This is a genomic window from Flavobacterium sp. GW823-FHT06G12 (assembly GCF_058794775.1).
The window spans coordinates 256251-273242 of record NZ_JBXAHE010000005.1 but is presented as its reverse complement, the minus strand read 5'-3'; the positions used below and the strand labels follow the sequence as shown (position 1 = coordinate 273242).

General features: G+C 32.1%; 17 protein-coding genes. 5 read left to right on the top strand and 12 right to left on the bottom strand.

The features are described from left to right. Window positions 1–30: 30 nt before the first annotated feature. The 8 genes from AC1Q5Z_RS19585 to AC1Q5Z_RS19550 all read right to left on the bottom strand — a co-directional run bounded on the left by AC1Q5Z_RS19585 (window position 31) and on the right by AC1Q5Z_RS19550 (window position 7558). Window positions 31–228, bottom strand: a complete 198-nt coding sequence (locus tag AC1Q5Z_RS19585) for a hypothetical protein (protein ID WP_343587463.1) — start codon at window positions 226–228, stop codon at window positions 31–33. A gap of 32 nt (window positions 229–260) precedes the next feature. Next, window positions 261–1121: a hypothetical protein gene (locus tag AC1Q5Z_RS19580; protein WP_492446498.1), complete on the bottom strand. Its 861-nt coding sequence runs from the start codon at window positions 1119–1121 to the stop codon at window positions 261–263. 108 nt (window positions 1122–1229) lie between these two features. Next, the gene (locus tag AC1Q5Z_RS19575) at window positions 1230–3071 is read right to left on the bottom strand and encodes a TlpA disulfide reductase family protein (RefSeq protein ID WP_492446496.1); all 1842 of its coding nucleotides are present in this window, start codon (window positions 3069–3071) and stop codon (window positions 1230–1232) included. Window positions 3072–3202: 131 nt separating this feature from the next. Next, on the bottom strand, window positions 3203–4096 hold the full coding sequence (locus AC1Q5Z_RS19570; RefSeq protein ID WP_492446495.1) for a class I SAM-dependent methyltransferase: 894 nt from the start codon (window positions 4094–4096) through the stop codon (window positions 3203–3205). A 7-nt stretch (window positions 4097–4103) separates the two neighbouring features. After that, a complete protein-coding gene (locus AC1Q5Z_RS19565; protein WP_198854331.1) occupies window positions 4104–4568 on the bottom strand; it encodes an Mpo1 family 2-hydroxy fatty acid dioxygenase in 465 nt (154 codons plus the stop codon). A 46-nt stretch (window positions 4569–4614) separates the two neighbouring features. Then, entirely contained in the window at window positions 4615–5130 is a 516-nt protein-coding gene (locus AC1Q5Z_RS19560; protein WP_492446492.1) for a DUF2199 domain-containing protein, read from the bottom strand. A gap of 2 nt (window positions 5131–5132) precedes the next feature. Continuing rightward, the gene (locus tag AC1Q5Z_RS19555; RefSeq protein WP_198854329.1) at window positions 5133–6380 is read right to left on the bottom strand and encodes a TMEM143 family protein; all 1248 of its coding nucleotides are present in this window, start codon (window positions 6378–6380) and stop codon (window positions 5133–5135) included. Between the two features lie 713 nt (window positions 6381–7093). Beyond that, window positions 7094–7558, bottom strand: coding sequence for a hypothetical protein (locus AC1Q5Z_RS19550; protein ID WP_198854328.1), 465 nt, complete (start codon window positions 7556–7558; stop codon window positions 7094–7096). 329 nt (window positions 7559–7887) lie between these two features. On the opposite strand from AC1Q5Z_RS19550, the gene AC1Q5Z_RS19545 reads away from it, so the two are divergent. Both AC1Q5Z_RS19545 and AC1Q5Z_RS19540 read left to right on the top strand, forming a co-directional pair. Beyond that, window positions 7888–8289 (top strand): helix-turn-helix domain-containing protein, encoded by a 402-nt coding sequence (locus AC1Q5Z_RS19545; RefSeq protein ID WP_008467125.1) that lies wholly within the window; start codon window positions 7888–7890, stop codon window positions 8287–8289. A 232-nt stretch (window positions 8290–8521) separates the two neighbouring features. Continuing rightward, window positions 8522–9058 (top strand): hypothetical protein, encoded by a 537-nt coding sequence (locus AC1Q5Z_RS19540; protein ID WP_492446490.1) that lies wholly within the window; start codon window positions 8522–8524, stop codon window positions 9056–9058. Between the two features lie 306 nt (window positions 9059–9364). Here AC1Q5Z_RS19540 and AC1Q5Z_RS19535 read toward each other — a convergent pair whose 3' ends face one another. From AC1Q5Z_RS19535 to AC1Q5Z_RS19525, 3 genes are all read right to left on the bottom strand, one after another. Further along, window positions 9365–10150, bottom strand: coding sequence for a hypothetical protein (locus AC1Q5Z_RS19535; protein WP_492446488.1), 786 nt, complete (start codon window positions 10148–10150; stop codon window positions 9365–9367). A 223-nt stretch (window positions 10151–10373) separates the two neighbouring features. Continuing rightward, window positions 10374–11084, bottom strand: coding sequence for a LytR/AlgR family response regulator transcription factor (locus tag AC1Q5Z_RS19530; RefSeq protein ID WP_492446486.1), 711 nt, complete (start codon window positions 11082–11084; stop codon window positions 10374–10376). Then, window positions 11060–12178 (bottom strand): sensor histidine kinase, encoded by a 1119-nt coding sequence (locus tag AC1Q5Z_RS19525; RefSeq protein WP_492446484.1) that lies wholly within the window; start codon window positions 12176–12178, stop codon window positions 11060–11062. The genes AC1Q5Z_RS19530 and AC1Q5Z_RS19525 overlap by 25 nt, the downstream gene beginning before the upstream one ends. A gap of 52 nt (window positions 12179–12230) precedes the next feature. On the opposite strand from AC1Q5Z_RS19525, the gene AC1Q5Z_RS19520 reads away from it, so the two are divergent. The 3 genes from AC1Q5Z_RS19520 (at window position 12231) to AC1Q5Z_RS19510 (ending at window position 15239) form a co-directional block, all read left to right on the top strand. Continuing rightward, window positions 12231–13220, top strand: coding sequence for a DUF6268 family outer membrane beta-barrel protein (locus AC1Q5Z_RS19520; RefSeq protein ID WP_343587435.1), 990 nt, complete (start codon window positions 12231–12233; stop codon window positions 13218–13220). A 1-nt stretch (window position 13221) separates the two neighbouring features. Next, window positions 13222–13467: a hypothetical protein gene (locus AC1Q5Z_RS19515; RefSeq protein ID WP_233073993.1), complete on the top strand. Its 246-nt coding sequence runs from the start codon at window positions 13222–13224 to the stop codon at window positions 13465–13467. Between the two features lie 242 nt (window positions 13468–13709). Then, window positions 13710–15239 carry a SulP family inorganic anion transporter gene (locus AC1Q5Z_RS19510; protein WP_198854322.1) on the top strand — a complete coding sequence of 510 codons (1530 nt, stop codon included), beginning with the start codon at window positions 13710–13712 and terminating at the stop codon, window positions 15237–15239. 377 nt (window positions 15240–15616) lie between these two features. Here AC1Q5Z_RS19510 and AC1Q5Z_RS19505 read toward each other — a convergent pair whose 3' ends face one another. Next, window positions 15617–16816 carry an alkaline phosphatase family protein gene (locus AC1Q5Z_RS19505; protein ID WP_492446482.1) on the bottom strand — a complete coding sequence of 400 codons (1200 nt, stop codon included), beginning with the start codon at window positions 16814–16816 and terminating at the stop codon, window positions 15617–15619. Window positions 16817–16992: the final 176 nt, after the last annotated feature.

Below are 16992 nucleotides of genomic sequence, written 5' to 3'. Positions count from 1 at the left end.
TATACGGCATTATCTTTTCAAGCTTACAATTTACTTTGGTTGCTTTTTAGAGTTTTTAAAAATATAGTAAACCGAAAATAAAAAGACAATACCATAAATAACTGCCATTGCCGGATTCTCAAATTTCAGATTCTTAAAATCAAATTGCTTGTATAAGGTTACACCTAAAATGATGGCTACGACCCAAAAAACAAATGTAATAGGTTGGTTTTTATTTTCTGTATTCATATTGGTTATTGCTAAATATTTGTAATTCAGATTTACAATTTATCTTGTTCAGTCCTTATCAGATCAAAGATTTTTTCATTTTTGAAGTTTTCTTTAAATAAACTTATTAAAGGTGCAGTTGGACTTTTTGGATATTTTTTTACAAAACGGTCAAACTCTTGAATATTTTCTGGATAAATATATTTTTCATCTGTCGCTCTTTCGGCAGTTGGTGTGTTATCTTGACCAACTAAATAATCCATTTGATAATTTTTGTATTCTTCTTTTACAGATGGAATCAATTTTGAATCAGGATATTTTGTCATAAAATTTTCCCATGAAATTATTCTGTCTCCCAACTCTTTAAAAGAGATTACAAGCCCAGCATCTGCAGAATAAAGTGTTTTGTTTTCTTCACTTTTCAGATACAAATAATCTTTGTAATCGTTTGTTACATAATCTTTGAAGATCTTATAATAAAAATCTGGAAGCGTTTCAATTTCAACATATCCTTCTCCAATTTCAAAATACTCTAACTGATGTTTTGAAAGTTCGTCGCCTAAAAGTTTCACTTCTTTTTTAGCATTTTTCTCTTCATTGTAAAATTTATCTAATACCCCTGATTCTTTTTCTTCGATCTGTCCCAGCAAAACATTATTTTCTTCACAATATTTCTCATACAATGCATTAGCGGCTTCTTTATTAGCAATCGATTTTAATTTGAGAATAACTTCATTTTTGTTTTTAGAAAATTGCTCCAATAATCCCAAATCTGATTTTACTGTTTCTGATGAGCCTTCAACTTTGGTACTATCTTTCTTTATTTCTTGTTTGTCAGAAATGTTTTTGTTGTCTGTTTGTTTGCAAGCTGAAAGTAAAATTCCAGAAACAATCATTACGAAGATTTTTCTCATTTTATAATTGGGTTTATTCTGCTAATATAAAAATATTTAAAGTATATTTTAATCATAAAAAAAGGACAAAAGATATCTTTTGTCCTTTTTCTTATTTAAAGTTTCATTTTATTTTAACTGTTCATCAATGATTACTCCTAGATCAGTATTAGAATTATCATAAGCAAGAATATTACCCGTTTTGTCAATTACAATTCGTGTTGGAATAGCCTGTATTTTGTAATTGGTAACAACTTCTGTTTTTGAATCGAAAAGAACATTAAAATCGAATTTTTTATCTGTTATATACGAAGTAACTTTCTTTAGTACGTCTTCCTCTTTGCCATTTTCCCAAGTATTTACAAACAGGAAAGCGACATCTTTATCTTTATATTTAGTCACTAAATGCTGCATTTTTGGAAAAGAAGCTTTGCATGGTCCGCACCAAGTTGCCCAGAAATCAAGAACAACCACTTTTCCTTTATAATCTGAAAGTTTTGTTTCTTTTCCTTCTAGATTTTTCAAAGTAAAATCAATGGCGTTTTTACTTCCAAATTTTTCAAGAAGATCTTTGTTTTTATTTTCTTTTGCTAATAATTCTGTTTTTTGCTGAATAGCATCATATTCAGCCATAGGTAATTTCTTTTCAATGTAAATTTCTTTTAGTTTAGCAAGAAATGCAGGCGATGTATTGCCTTTACCAATTTCGTCTTCAATATAAGCTTTTACTTCGTCTTTACTCTTTACTTTGTCAAGCATTGCTAGATAGCGTTCTTTGCCTCCAGCGTCCAATCCGTTAAGAGCTTTAACTTCGCTTTGGTATTTAAAAGCTTCGTCATATTTACCTTGTTTGTATAGCAGAAGCGCGTAAGTATCTGCATACATGTTAAAATCATCATTGTAATTGGCATTATAACATTCTTTTCGTTTAGCTTCAAGAATGTCTAATGATCGTTTAGAAACTTTCGTGGCAAAATCAATATTTTTTACAGGCATTGTTAAATCTCCTCCAGATTTACCCCAAGCAAAATTATTGTATGTGTCTGCTGGAAGAACTAAATAAGGCTCACAAGCTATGGCCTTTTCCCAATTTTCTTTGTCTAGATATAAAGATGCCAAAACAGAATAAAAAGAATTTAAAGATCTTTTTGAAGTGTCATTAAATTTTGTTTTAAATGTATTAAGGCTTTCTAAGACAGAAGCTTCAGTTTTATCAGGCTGATCATAGAAATTTCTCATAAAATCCATAGCATCAATTCTATTTTTAGGATATCTTTCTGAAATTTCCTTTTTCAATTTTATTGCTTGATCTTGGGTTTCGTTATTAGAATTATAAATATAATAAGCGGTAGTTAGATAATCTTCGGTATTTCTTTTTACACATTTATCGGCAAAAGCAATGAGGTCTTTTGTTCCTTGTTCTTTATCGATAGATTTTTTAGTATACAAATACTCCAAAGAAACTTTATCGTCTCTTAGCTTCGGATATTTTGCAAATATTGCGTCATATTCGGCAATTAGTTCTTCTGGCTTTGAATTCGATTTTAGTTTAAAAAAGTAACCTCCATTACTTCTAACGAAAACTTCGTCTACTAGACTTTTTCCTAATTCAGTGTCATTTTCTGTTTTTAGTAGAACAGAATAGCCTTTTTCGTTATTGCTATCGGCAATCTTTTTTGAATCGTTTATTGTTACTAGAATCACTCTGACAGAATCAGAAACTTTTGTGGTAAACTCAAAACGTTTTCCACTTTTTTTTAACGGACTTATTTCAGAAGAAAAATCAGTAGAGGTAATAGATAAAATATTTGCTTTGGCGTTGTCTTCTATAAGAATACCTTGCGGAGGTTCGTAAATATAGGTATTGGGTTTGCCTACATTAAATTTATTATCTTTTAAATAGATTTTTCCGCTTTGAGAAAAAGCAGTGTTAAAGATTGTGAGAAGTAATAAAAGAATAGTTTTTTTCATTTGTTTTTGGTTTTTTGATTGATGATTTCTTAAATTTTAACGAATGCTAAATTATACAATGTTGTCTTTGTACGATTTTTATTAAGAAAATATTAGCATAAAAACGCAAATAATTTTAGACAATCAAAATTTTAGATTGCAAAAGAGTGGCCTAAATCTTTTACTCCAATTGCGGTTCTATAAAATTCATAACCTTTTTCAGAGCGATCAGGAAGAAACCTTTCGCGATATTCATCGGCGCCTAAATCTTCTAAAAGTTTAATGTCAAACTGATTTAAAAAGTTCGGCACATCTTCTGGAAGCAATCCAAAAGTCCAGTGTTCTTCTATGTTTTCGAGATCTTCTAGCAATTTTTTTCCGCCTAGAAAAGAATCAGGATTTTGAAGAATATCTTTATGTACATAAGTAAAAATAATATGACTGTTGTTGGCAAATTTTGAGATAAAAGAAAAAGTACTTTTCACGGCTTCTTCAGTCAAGTAATTCGTAACGCCTTCCCAAATTACCGCTGTAGGTTTTGAAAAATCTAGATTGTGTTTTGTAGCCAATTGATCGAGATCTTCTTTATTAAAATCAATTTGAAGAAAAGTCACGTTTTCTGGAATTTTGCCAATACGTTTTTTATAGATTTCAGCTTTAAAATTTGAAGTATTCGGATGATCAATTTCTATTACGGGAATTGATTTTAGAAAACCAAGACGAACCGCTCTGGTATCAAATCCGGCACCTAAAATTATAACTTGTTCAACTCCTTTAGAAATGGCATTTTCTAGTAAATTATCAATGTATTTTGTTCTTGCAATTCCAGAAGAAAGAGCTCCAGGAATCTTTTTGTTTATAATGTCGCCAATATATTTTCTAAAAAACGGATATGGAGACAAGTTTACAGCAAGCCTCAATTTTGAATCTATAAAATGTATGGCATAAGGATCTGAAAATAATCTTTCGTTTTCATAACGTTTTGTTTCCAACGCTCTAAAGAAGGCCATATATTGCGCCGTTCTACTTGTTTTTGATGCTTTCATTCTGTTTTTATTTTTTCGAAAACAAATTCTCTACAACCCAAGCTGGGCCAATTAATAAAAACTGAAGATCTTTTAGAAACGAAGGTTTTTTGCCTTCAATATTATGTCCGTAAAATTGTCCGACCCACGCTAAAGCGAAAACAATAAGCGAGAAAATCCATAACGGAAAAAGTTGCGAAATGTAGTAATTTACAATTAGGCAAAGAATAGAAAAAATGGCAATCTTAATAGCCATTGCAATTGATAATCTGATATAGAAAACGAGAACAAAAAGCAAAACGAGAAATGCCCAATTTTCGATAATAGGAGCGTTTAATTGTAATGTATTGGAGATTATCGTACTCGGAATACTCATAAGTAAACCAACGATTGAAAAGAAAATAGCAGGTACACAAATATAATGTATCGCCTTGTTTTTTGGGTTCTGATGACTTACGGCATATTCTGCAAACCATTGATCTAATGTTCTCATTTTTTGTGGTTTTAAGGTTAGATGCGTAAATCTAATGAAATTTCTTTTAGGTTTTACCGTGCTGTATTTTCATTATTTGATCGACAATAGAAATGGCTTTTTCTAATGTAATTCCGTTTTCCTGATCTAAAGTTAAAGGATGATTTTCTTCGATCATTTTTATTTCGGGAATTAAACCTAAATCTTGTTCGATTGCAATTGTTTTAAGCGAAATAGTTTTGCCGTAAGTTGGCACATCTGTCTGCATCCAGCCAAAGTAAGGCTCTTGATTTACTCGGTTTGGATCTTCCCACAAATCCATTCTCAAACAGAAATTATCTTCGCTTATCGTAGTCCATACATTAAAAACCAAATCTTCATGATAATCTACAATAGGAATAGTTAATCTGCCACGATGAAAAAAATGTTCTTCGTCGATATAACACCAGCTTCCTCCGTATTCAATTCTTTGTTCTCTTTCTTCGGGCGGAATGGCAAAATAATAAGCAGGAAATTCATTTCCGAAACACAAAGGCATTTCATCAAAAACTTCTCCGCAGCAAGAACATTTGTAAATATACATTTTTAATTTTTTAAAGAATCGACATTCTGATTGTACTGAAAAACATTGTCCCATAATTCGTCAATTGCAACAAGCGCTTCATTGAGCGGAATCACGTTCCATTTTTCATTAGTTTCTATTCCTAAACCAATGCTTTTTAATTTTAATAAAGCATCGTTTACATCAAAATCTAAGTCGGTATTTAGTTGGGTTTTAAACCAAGATTCTATTTGATTGTCTAGTTCTTCTGCTGTTAAAGATTTTTCGCTTTCGTGCAAAAAAGTATAGGCAAGAATCGTTTCTTTTAAAGCTTCTTCTTCAGAAGAATTTAGTAAAGAATAAAATGCTCCGCTGTTGTTTCCGACATTTTTAAAATACAAACTGTCTGAAAGCGTTTTAGAATAACGGATTTTTTTGTTGATGAAATTGTTGTATTGACGAAAACAATATGCTCCTAAAATTCCTAGTGCAATTAAACCTTGATTTAAAGAAGTTTTACTGTTTAATAAATCTATTGTTTCGCCCGTTTGATAGGCTTCGTACATATTAATTAGAGCAGGAATCACTTTTGCACTTAATAGAGAAAGTCCACCAAAAACACCCGGAACCCAAAGCAATAATTTATCCTTTAGAGACATTTTCGGAATGGCATTTGGAAAAACCGTTTCGAGATCGTTTTTAGGAACGCGTTTAAAGATTTTTAAAGCAATAGAACCTGGATCAATAGGCATTTTGCCCAATTTGACTTTCTTTTCTTTAAGATAATCTGCATCGCTATAATTCAGATAAATGAGAACACGATCATAATATTCAATCTCGACTTCTTTGGTCCAGAAAAAGTATTTTTTGATCTTTTCTTTAGCTTTATGATGTCCGCGTGCGTAAAGTTCGAAATCTTTAAAAGCATTAAAATCGATAGAAAGATTGAGTCCAATCAAATCAGATTCGTCAAAAGCTTCGTTTAATGCTTTCTGATCGATTCTATAGTAATTGCCGCGTTCTAAAACTTTGAGAAGTGTTTCTTTAAAAACAGGAAAATTGCTTTTATTGATAAACTGTTCACGTTCTTTTTCGCTTAAATCTGGATCGTAGAGCGCGTAATGCTGTTTTAGATTTCTATTTAGGTTAAAAGATTCGTAATGATAATAATGTTCGATAATTTCGAACAACTTCTTAAAATCGCTAACCTTATCTGGATTTTCAGCAAAAGCTAAAATTTGCTGTTCCAGTAAAAATTCTTTATTAAACGGAATATAATGTTCTCTAGTCATTTGGACTTTAATTTCTTGGCATTTACAGAACGCAAAAATACAGCCTGAAATTTGATTTTAGGCTTTATGTATGATGTTTTTTTTAACGCAAAGAGCGCTAAGAATTTTTAATTAAAGACTTAATGAAACCGCAAAGTTCGCAAAGCTTTATGGCAACATAGTTTTCCCGCAGATTTTGCAGATTAAGCAGATAAAACAAAATCTCTTAGATCTGCTAAATCTGCGAGAGAAAAACTTTGCGAACTTTGCGTTTTAAAAAAGATTCTAATTACTATCTAATATTCAAATATAACCCGCAGTTTCAACCGCGGGATGCTCAGAGATGAATTGTGATATACTTTGTGTCCCCGTGGTTGAAACCACGGGCTATGTTGAAATAAAATTCGTAAAGCTTTGTGTAGATAAAGCTTTGCGTCTTCAAAAACTTCTCAAAAAAACTTAGCGAACTTTGCGTAATTCTTTGCGTTCTTTGCGGTAAAATAGGCAGTTAGATAAACAAAAAAAAGTGAAATTTCCAATCGGTACCAGCGATTTGAAATCCCACTTTCTGTTCCAAAAAAAAAGTGACAAAAAATTAAGAAGCTCTCTAGAAGCTTTTTTTAGAAACTAAAAATTATTCAATGCAATATTACCACTAAATAAAATTGTGGCTATAGGTGTTTTTACCTGTTTTTGTAAACAGTTTAAGATTTTGAGTAGTTGTGTCGAAAATGTTATTGTAATACCGTTTTTTTGAGTTCGATTACGCCTTGAATGTATTTTATTAATTCTTCTTTGGTTACAGCAAAAGGCGCTTTTTCTGCTTCAAATTTCAAATATAAATTGGCAATACTTTCGGCATCTAGATTTTCAGTAAGGTAGTGGTGTTCTGAATATTTTATAAGATGATCTACAAAAAGTTCGCGTCTCTTTCCTTTTTCGATTGTTTCAGGATCGCCTTCTCTAATTTTTTCGATTACAGATTCTGGCAAATCGATGGTTAGATACATACAATCTACAGAAACTTTTGAAAGCATTTCTTTGGGGACCCTTCCCGTTGCATCGCAATAAGCGCATGGTGCAGGAACCCATTTTAATTGTCGGTTTAAACGGCGGATATCATCCCAATCAACAAATCTTTTTCCAAGGCATCTTGGACATTTTATAGTAGATCTTTTAAAAAGATTAAAAATGGACATTGGTTTTTAAATAGCTTAGGGGTTGGTTTGTCGCGAATTTAAAGAATTAAGTAGGAAAAGTTACTAGAATCGTTATTTTTTTTAAGAAAAAAATTAACAAAATCGCAAACCTGAATACGTGAGCACTTGTCTAATAATTCGGAAATGTATTTTTAAGATTCAGAAACCGCTTATTATTATTGAGATTCGCGATTATGATATTGTATTAGATTTAGTACAAACGAAATTTTTAATCTATTTTCTGATTGTACGAAAAGTTATAGTTTTGTTTGCGGAGAAAGGTTTTAATGAAATAAAAAACTTTAAAGAATTTTAAATATCTTTGAATTATGAGCACAGCAACAAAACCAAAACATATAGGCAGAAACATTAGCCGAATTAGAGAGTTTAGAGGTATGAAACAAGAAGCCCTAGCGATTGCACTTGGCATGAGCCAGCAATATGTTTCTACTCTTGAAGGAAGTGAAACCATCGACGACGAAAGACTAAATAAAATTGCCGAAGCTTTAGGCGTTTCTGTAGAAACCATTAAGAATTTTAGTGATGAAGGGGTATTCAATTACTTTAATACTTTTAACGAACCTAATTTTGCAAATAGTAATGGTGCATTTGGTCAAAATAATACTTGTTCATTTAATCCTCTAGATAAAGTTGTAGAACTTTATGAGCGTTTGGTTCAGGCGGAGAAGGAGAAAGTAGAGTATTTGGAGAAGTTGTTGAAGGAGAAATAATATTTATAGAATAATATAAAATGGAAAAAAGAGACTTTTGTGAGAAAGTCTCTTTTTTTATTCTTAGTTTTTGCTGGCGCGATCATCTCGCTCGTGCAAATCTTGTAGAGATACTTTGCGCTCACGAGCAAGACGCTCGCGCTAGCTGGGGAAATTTAATTAGAACTAAGTAATTAAAAGACAGTAAATTCTCAAAAAATAACTAATATTGTATTTAGAAACTAATTAATAAATGAGTGAGAATAAACCTAAAAGAAAAAGAATAACTGTTTCAACTGGTAATGTAGTAGTTGGATCATTAACAAAGTATATTCCTAATTCCTGCACACAAACAGGCAGACAATTTCATAAAGCTGTAATTCATACAGATGTAGAATTATGGTTTGAAAAACATTGCGATGCCAGACAAATAGAACGTGGATTAGAGTCGAACACACTTCAAGATTTAACTGTTAGATGTATTAATCATATATTCTATTACCAATTAAGATATCCTACTCATGTATTAATACAATACCCGGAAAAAAGAGGTATAAAATATAGATTTATATTACAAGAAAGAAATCAGGATGGTAACCTTCTAAATATAGCAACAGAAATACATTATGTTGATATTGGAATATACGAAATCACATTAGTAACAGCAATGATAGAAGAAAACTTTAATATATTTGATACACAATTGGTACTTAGAGTTGATGGAGAAAGTTCATACTTATTTAAACAAGTAAACAAAAGATTAGTGGAAGTAGCAAGATACATAGGATAATTTATATTGATAGTATTGATGTGTAATTATAGAAAAAAAGAATAAAAAAGCTTTTAATATAAAACAATTCTAATAGTATCTTTGTATAAGAATCATAAGACAGGGTAGAAATAAATCTGAACGGTCTAACAGACAGGGTTTAAAGTTATCTGAACGGTCTTAAAAAATTAAAGCCTCCTAAATTTGGAGGCTTTTTTATTTATAATTGCTCGCAAAAAACTAGAAACATACAAATTCTAGTGTATAAAGGGTATACTTACCATTTTTTAAATATCTCTAGTTAATGGGGAAAATGTGTTTTTTGTTTCATATTTCATCTTGATAGCTGATAGGTAGGATATTGCCAAAGACTAGGTTGTCAATATCAATAGATTTATCATTATTCAGAAAATCCTGTATTTCGAGTTGGTTTTTTGTAGTTTTGAAAGTTGGATTAGAGAATATTGGATTGTAGACACGAGATAAGCTAAAACCAATTTGGCATTTAGGTGTTAATGATTCATATGAAACCTTTGAAGAATTTTTAATTCCAAATTCAATATCTACATTAGTTAAATCAATTTCGGCAATTTGGTCCGATTTTGCTTCAATTAGTATATTACTTTGAGTCGAACCACTAATAAATATAATAGAATTTCCAGCATCAATAATAGATGAAACTAGGACATATTTTTTTAGCCATCTATCTTGTTTGTACAATTCTATGATCTGATCACCGATAATTTTTAAATTATCTATTTGTAAATATTTGACTTCAGCAGCAGAGAAAAAAAGTGATTTTTCTGATGAAAAAGAAAAATCAATTTGAGCTTTTAATAATGGAATTCCATTTGTTCCGATGTCTCCTTTTGCGTTAAAACGTATTCCTACGCTACCTTCAGACTTAAATGTCTCATATGATGGATCATTATCAGGGGTTATATTAAAATCAATTTCGAAATCTTTTTTTATGTTTCCATATCTTATGAAGTATCCATTTTCCATAACACCATATGCACCAAGTTCAATTGGTCTAGAAGGTGGAAAATTTGCTTCGTGATTAGTAAAATGTTTACTAAAGTGTGTCTTGAAAATTCTATCTACTTGTCCCATAATTAAAAAATTAAAATTAATTTCTGTATTTGATTTTTATGATTTACTTTATTTTTACTTGCTATTGATATTCAATCTTAAGTTTTTAAACGTAGTAATTTTATATGACAAGATTACTAAAATTCTGAAGAAGTCTATTGCGTATTTATACGGTTTTTTACTGTTAAATAATTTGTATTTAATTGTAAATAAGTAATTTGTGTGTTTTTTTTATTGTTGTAGGTTATTTCGAGAAACCATTTAATAAAATCTGATATTTCCTTCCAACAGGAATAACATCGCCATTTGAAATAGTAATGTTTTTAGAGGTAACAGCAGAAATTTTAGTCGTATTTACAATATAAGATCTGTGAACTTGAAGGAAATGCGCACAATCAATTTCGGCACTTATACTTGCAAGCGAACCGTAAATGACAATTGGAGATTTTAATTTGCAATTGTACAATTTCATGTAATTGCCCAGACTTTCGATGTATAGAATATCAGAAAGAGGCGTTTCAATTACTTGTCCGTTAGAGCGGTAAGAAAGGACTTTTTCGTCGTCGCTGTTTTCTTTTTTTAGATTATTTCCAGAATGATATGTTTTGGCTTTTTCTATTGCTTTTGAGAATTTATCAAACGAAATAGGTTTTAGTAAATAATCAATCGCATCGTTTTGGTACGCCGAAAGCGCAAAATCTGAATAAGCCGTTGTTACAATCGTAATCGGGCGATTGGGTTGCAGTTCCATTAATTCTACACCCGAAATTACAGGCATATTAATGTCTAGAAAAATAATATCGTATTGGTTTTCGTTGAGCAATTTTATGGCTTCCATACCATTAAAAGCGCTTCCAGAATGTTCCAGTTCGTCAAATTTAGAAATGTGCGAAATCAAGGCTTTGTGCGCAGGCGATTCGTCATCGATTATTAGACAGCGGTAGGTAAGTGCCATATGGTTAGTTTTACGGTAAACATATTTTTCTCTTTTTTACAGCTCAAATTGTGTTTTAGGCCGTAAACTTCCAAACGTCTTTTTAGATTTTCAATTCCGATTCCGGTGCTCGAAAGTCGCGAACCCGAATCGAGATAATTGTTTTTCAATGTAAAAATTACGCCTTGGCATCGCACTTTCAAATCCAGATTAATAAACGGTTCTGGAGTTTCGGCAGAAAACTTCACTGCGTTTTCTACCAAAGGCAGAAAGAACAAAGGCGGAATCTCGATTTGATCGTGCACCCCTTCAATGTTTTGCTTTACAGCGAGCCTTTCGTTTCTAAAGGTATAATATTCGATATATTTTTTTATGAAAGCGATTTCTTCTTCCATTAAAACAAAATCTTTTTTAGAAGCTTCAATTTGATAGCGCAGCATGTCTGAAAGATTCAGGATTCTATCTGGAACTTTGTCGGGTTCTGCGAGGGCTTCTCCGTAAAGATTATTCATTGCATTCAATAAAAAATGCGGATTCAATTGCTGTTTTAAAAACGAAAGTTCAGACTTAAAATTCATGATGTCTTTATCGGCCTGACTCATTTTTTTGGTAATCACAATATGAAGAAAATAAAAGAAAGAACCGTTTATAATAAGCGATAAAATTTGAAGTGTTTTAAAATTTCCTAATCCGACAAGTGGGAAAAACCAGTTCATAAAAAAGTAAAAACCAGTCCAATAAACGGCAAGAAGCGTAAAGAAGATTTTAAACTTTTTATGAAACAGAAAAGGTTTGATAATGCAAATATTGAAAATCGTAATCCAAACAATACACGGAAAATAACCTACAGCTATTTTGCTCAGAATATACGACCAGCTATGTCCGTCTAGTTTTATTTCGTCGTAAACACAGGCCAGAATGACTAAGTAGACAAGTGTATTTACGAGAAGATTTCGCAAAAAGAAGTTTTGATAGATTTTTGTAATTGTCATAACGGCAAAAATACTATAATCGTATAGTTTATAATCATTTGAAAGCAATAATTTATACCAACGCCATTCGTATAAATCATACGCCACTGGTATAAAATTGCTATAAAAAGAGAGACATGTCAATTACTTTTGGATTCAAATTTTATCTATACTCCGTAATCCTTTATTCTAATTTATGAAATCTAAAATCATGTCTTTTGTGTTTGTTTTTTCCACTTTACAAGTAATAGCTCAAGAAAAGGAGCCAGGCGTAAAAACCTTTGCTAAAGCCGTGGTTGATAAATTTCCAAATACACGAACTTTTGATGTTCAATATGAAGCTTTAGGGCCATCAAATTACGATTCAAGATTGTTTGGAAACAAATATGAAAAAGGAAGAATTGAAGATCACAATCGTTTCAAAGCGGCTTTCAATCTTCCGTTTTATGCTTCAAAATCTAAAAAACTGGTTTTAACGACTTCGCTTCGCTATAAATATGAAAATTTTGGTTTTGGAGATATTTATAATTATCAAACCAATCAAACGTATACAAAAGAAAATCAGGAATTTCATTTTTGGGCAGGAGCATTGACAGCAACTTACATGTCGACACTTTTTAAGAAACCAGTCATTTACAACGCAACAGCAACAATTGACGGAGACGAAAAAAAATTACAAAGGTTAAAAGGTTTTGCATCGGCAGTTTTAGTGCTAAAAAGAACACCTTCAACCACTATTACCGCTGGGGCTCTAGTATTGCTCGATCCATCATCGATTGTACCTGTTACGCCGCTTTTTTCTATAAACCATAAATTCAAACAATCGAAATGGGATATGGACTTTATTTTGCCTCAGCGTATATTATTTAGAAGAGAATTGTTAGAAAACGGAAGAATTTCGTTAGGAACCGAGTTAAACACAGAAAATTTTTACTTGAATTTAGATAACCAAAATTTGAGAGGTGTTTACGAGCTGAATCAGTTAGAATTAAAATCTGGAATTACTTATGAATACAGTTTTACTCCTAAACTGATTGCATTTGTAAAAGGAGGCGTAAACAATGTTGTAAGTGCGAGACTAACAGAAAAAGGAGAGCGAACCAACCGTTATGTTTACGATCAGAAAGAAGATGCGCAAGGGTATTTTAGATTTGGAGTTTCATATAACCTTTTTAATCGAAAGTAAAATGTACAAGTTAAAAGAATTAAAAGAAGCAGAGATGATAGTAGAGATTTTTAAAACCAATGTTCAGAAAAAATCTGATGGAGATTACATAATTGCAGTGATGCAAAATCAATTTCCAAATTACAAAATCAATTTTGATTTGGAAGATTGCGATAAGATATTGAGAGTTGAAGGTTTTGATTTGCAGTGTAATAGTGTAATGAATCACGTAAGTGGTTTGGGTTATACTTGTGTGCGATTGGAATAATTTTGCATTTTAAATCAGGTGTAAATACGCTACCGTATTTGTTTTTTTTGTAAGTATTTTGTGTAATATTTTAATTCCAAAAATAATACTGAAATGATAAGTTTTATACTTTCTCTTTTTCTTTTTCTTCTCACACAGTTATTCTAATTTAGCTGTTTATTCCTTAAATAGGGCTTTCTGTTGCTTTTTATTGAGCAAAAGGTTTGTTCTTTTTTTGCGTATTATTTTTTTAATTTTGCGCCATGAAAAAAACATTCCAACTCTTCGATTTTAGCCAGAAAGTCAATTATAAAAACGAAATTTTAGCTGGTTTAACTGTAGCAATGACGATGATTCCAGAATCGCTGTCGTTTGCTATTTTAGCAGGATTTCCGCCTTTAGTTGGGTTGTACGCCGCTTTTATTGCAGGTTTAGTTACGGCAATTTTTGGAGGAAGACCAGGAATGATTTCTGGCGGAGCAGGAGCTACCGTGATTGTTTTAATCGCCTTGATGAAATCGCACGGAATAGAATATGTTTTTGCGGCTGTAGCTCTCGGCGGTGTTGTCCAGATTTGTATCGGACTTTTTAAACTCGGAAAATTTATTAGATTGGTTCCGCAACCCGTAATGTTTGGTTTTGTAAACGGTTTGGCAGTTGTGATTTTTATGTCGCAATTGGAGCAGTTTAAAACGGTTGTTAACGGTCAGGTTTCTTGGCTTCAGGGAACTCCTTTATATATTATGCTTGGTTTGGTCGCTTTAACCATTGCGATTGTTTTAATTTTTCCGAAGATTACAAAAGCGGTTCCAGCATCTTTAGTAGCTATTATGGTTGTTTTTGCAATCGTAATTATTTTTAATATCGAAACCAAAACGGTTGAAGATATCGCTTCGGTTCAAGGCGGATTTCCTCCATTTCATATTCCGAATATTCCGTTTTCTTTTGAAACTTTAAAAGTAATTTTTCCTTATTCTGTAATTGTCGCTGCTGTTGGTTTAACAGAAGGTTTATTGACGCTAAATTTAGTAGACGAAATCACAGGCACAAGAGGAAATAGTAATAGAGAATGTATTGCGCAAGGAAGCTCAAACATTTTAAATGGTTTTTTCTACGGAATGGGCGGCTGCCCAATGATAGCGCAAACATTAGTAAATCTTGGAGCTGGTTCTAGAGCAAGGCTTTCTGGAATTATTGGTGCTTTGACCATTTTAATGATTATCCTTTTTGGTGCTCCCGTAATTGGAAAATTGCCAATGGCGGCTCTAGTAGGAGTGATGATGATGGTTGCTATTACCACTTTTGAATGGGCAAGTTTTAGGATTATAAATAAAATGCCAAAACATGATATTTTTGTTGGAATTCTAGTTGCTGTAATTACAATTGTATTACATAATTTGGCGTTGGCTGTTTTAATTGGAGTGATTATTTCTGCTTTGGTTTTTGCTTGGGAAAGTGCCAAAAGAATTCGCGCTAGACATTATATCGATGAAAATGGAGTAAAACATTACGAAATTTATGGACCATTATTTTTTGGTTCAACCAGTGCTTTTTTAGAGAAGTTTGATATACAAAACGACCCTAATCATATTATAATAGATTTTAAAGAAAGTCGTGTTTCAGACATGTCGGCGATTGAAGCTTTGAACAATTTGACCAAAAAATACAATCAGTTAAATAAAACCGTAGAGTTGCAGCATTTAAGTGCCGATTGCAGACAATTACTGAAAAATGCGGATGCAGTTATAAATGTTAATGTTATTGAAGATCCGACTTATAAGGTGGTGTCTTAATAATTGTTAATTGTGAATTAATTCAAATCGATTTTCTTCTGTAGAGACGCACTGCTTTGTGTCTACGTAAAGTATCTCAAAAAGTTAAACCCGACAGGTTTTTAAAACCTGACGGGTTTGCTATTTTTATCCGAATCGCTCAGGGTGACATTCGATTTTGCAACAGATAAATTTATGCTTTATTGGCTTGCCTCCAGCTTTAGCTGGAGGAATAAAAAGGGCATTAGAAAAGGCTTTAGCCAAACTAGCGAGTTTGGCTAAAGCCTTTCAAGATGTTTAAATATGCAGACCTCCAGCTAAAGCTGGAGGCAACTGAATATATTGAGCTATTCCAATTCAAAAAATTATCTAATTATCAAATTGCCACATTATTTAATTTAGCGCAGCGTATCCTCAATATCACTCAGCTTTCCGTCAATTTCGCCTACTTGCAAGCCTAAAATATGAGCAATTAAAGGATAAACCGAAACATTCTGAAATGTTTTTACTTTCTTGTTTACTTTAAAAGCAGGACCTTTTGCGTAAAAAATAGCATGCATATCTTTTTCGTTATTGTCATAACCATGCGTTCCGCCATTTATATGCGTGCTTTCTTTGCCAACAAGACTCCATCCTTTGTCGGCTTCAATAACAAAATCGTGTACACGCGGATTCGTTCCGTAATGTAATCTTTTAGGAACTTCGGTTGATTTCCAGAATTTAATGTGAGGCACTTTTTTTAAAGCATTAGCAATCGAATCTTGATAGCCCGGTTTTGCCTGTAAACTCATAATCGGATTAATAACGTCTTTATAACCTAACCATTCTGGCTTTATATAATCTAAAACGGCTACTTTTTTATCATTGCTAATATCAGCCATTCCGTGATCTGAAACGATGATTAAATTGATTTGTTTTCCAATAGGCAATTGATCTAATCTTCTAGATATTTCTCCCATAATGGAATCCATTTTGATCACTGTTTTTTCAGTTTTTGGCGAATGCGGACCAAAATTATGACCCGTATGATCTGGTTCGTCAAAATATAAAGTAACCAAATGCGGACGTTGTTTTTCTGGAAGCTGCAGCCATTTCATAACCGTATCGATTCTAGCTCCGTACGGAACTTTACCATCATAATTTTTGAAATAACTTGGGTTTCTCTTGTCAATATCAGAACCTGGCCAAAAGAAAGAGGCTGTTTTTACACCTTGCTGTTCCGCTAAATTCCAAATCGGATTTCCGCCATAAAAACGAGAATCATTTTTTGCGTTGCTTGATAAGGAAAAAGATTGGTTTAAAGAAGCATCATAAAAAACATTATTGATGATTCCGTGATGATCTGGATAAAGCCCCGTTACGATTGAATAATGGTTTGGGAAGGTTTTACTCGGATAAGAAGGTTTCATTGATTTGGCATGAACGCCCTCTTTCTCAATTTGCTTCAGATTTGGGAGATTATACATTTTGCCATAATCCCATCGAAAGCCATCCATCGAAACTAAAACTACGTAATTGTCTTTGCTATTTTGAGCTTGTAAAAAAGCAGTAAGAAGTAAAAATGTAAAAGATAAAAAGTGAGTTGTGAATTTTCTCATTGTGCAATTTTAAATAGAATTGCAAAGGTAGAGATAACAGATTTTTTAAAGAAAAAGAGAATGTTAAATAAAAAATGGTTGCCACTAATTGCACTAATTTCCACGAATTATTTTTCTTTTCAGCCACAGATTACACAGATTAAAAGGATTTTTATTTTATGCAGATCATAGATTAT

Coding starts and splice junctions, on each gene's coding strand:
- AC1Q5Z_RS19565 (WP_198854331.1), bottom strand. CDS start 4,568: ATGAGAACATTAGATCAATGGTTTGCAGAATATGCCGTAAGTCATCAG.
- AC1Q5Z_RS19560 (WP_492446492.1), bottom strand. CDS start 5,130: ATGTATATTTACAAATGTTCTTGCTGCGGAGAAGTTTTTGATGAAATG.
- AC1Q5Z_RS19555 (WP_198854329.1), bottom strand. CDS start 6,380: ATGACTAGAGAACATTATATTCCGTTTAATAAAGAATTTTTACTGGAA.
- AC1Q5Z_RS19515 (WP_233073993.1), top strand. CDS start 13,222: ATGTACAAGTTAAAAGAATTAAAAGAAGCAGAGATGATAGTAGAGATT.
- AC1Q5Z_RS19530 (WP_492446486.1), bottom strand. CDS start 11,084: ATGGCACTTACCTACCGCTGTCTAATAATCGATGACGAATCGCCTGCG.
- AC1Q5Z_RS19570 (WP_492446495.1), bottom strand. CDS start 4,096: ATGAAAGCATCAAAAACAAGTAGAACGGCGCAATATATGGCCTTCTTT.
- AC1Q5Z_RS19585 (WP_343587463.1), bottom strand. CDS start 228: ATGAATACAGAAAATAAAAACCAACCTATTACATTTGTTTTTTGGGTC.
- AC1Q5Z_RS19575 (WP_492446496.1), bottom strand. CDS start 3,071: ATGAAAAAAACTATTCTTTTATTACTTCTCACAATCTTTAACACTGCT.
- AC1Q5Z_RS19505 (WP_492446482.1), bottom strand. CDS start 16,816: ATGAGAAAATTCACAACTCACTTTTTATCTTTTACATTTTTACTTCTT.
- AC1Q5Z_RS19510 (WP_198854322.1), top strand. CDS start 13,710: ATGAAAAAAACATTCCAACTCTTCGATTTTAGCCAGAAAGTCAATTAT.
- AC1Q5Z_RS19520 (WP_343587435.1), top strand. CDS start 12,231: ATGAAATCTAAAATCATGTCTTTTGTGTTTGTTTTTTCCACTTTACAA.
- AC1Q5Z_RS19545 (WP_008467125.1), top strand. CDS start 7,888: ATGAGCACAGCAACAAAACCAAAACATATAGGCAGAAACATTAGCCGA.
- AC1Q5Z_RS19535 (WP_492446488.1), bottom strand. CDS start 10,150: ATGGGACAAGTAGATAGAATTTTCAAGACACACTTTAGTAAACATTTT.
- AC1Q5Z_RS19580 (WP_492446498.1), bottom strand. CDS start 1,121: ATGAGAAAAATCTTCGTAATGATTGTTTCTGGAATTTTACTTTCAGCT.
- AC1Q5Z_RS19550 (WP_198854328.1), bottom strand. CDS start 7,558: ATGTCCATTTTTAATCTTTTTAAAAGATCTACTATAAAATGTCCAAGA.
- AC1Q5Z_RS19540 (WP_492446490.1), top strand. CDS start 8,522: ATGAGTGAGAATAAACCTAAAAGAAAAAGAATAACTGTTTCAACTGGT.